This window comes from Chromobacterium alticapitis, assembly GCF_002924365.1.
Lineage (GTDB): Bacteria > Pseudomonadota > Gammaproteobacteria > Burkholderiales > Chromobacteriaceae > Chromobacterium > Chromobacterium alticapitis.
The window spans coordinates 1-278 of sequence record NZ_PQWB01000199.1 but is presented as its reverse complement, the minus strand read 5'-3'; the positions used below and the strand labels follow the sequence as shown (position 1 = coordinate 278).

The window sequence follows — 278 nt, the reverse complement described above, 5'->3', positions numbered from 1 at the left end:
CCCATCGAAACCGCCTGCTCCAGCTCGCTCGTCGCCATCCATCGCGGCCTGCTCGCCTTGCGCGCCGGCCACTGCCGCATCGCCATCGTCGGCGGCGTCAACACCCTGGTCTCCCCCGACCCGCACATCAGCTTCAACAAGGCCGGCATGCTCAGTCCCGACGGCCGCTGCAAGACCTTCTCCGCCCAGGCCGACGGCTATGTCCGCGGCGAGGGCGTCGGCATGCTGATGCTCAAGCCCCTCTCCGCCGCCGAGCGCGACGGCGACCATATCTACGG

General features: G+C 69.8%; 1 protein-coding gene. It reads left to right on the top strand.

Features of this window, described 5'->3' with window-relative positions:
• Positions 1-278, top strand: a 278-nt coding sequence (locus tag C2I19_RS21385) for a beta-ketoacyl synthase N-terminal-like domain-containing protein (RefSeq protein ID WP_146056922.1), incomplete at both ends; no start/stop codon positions are given.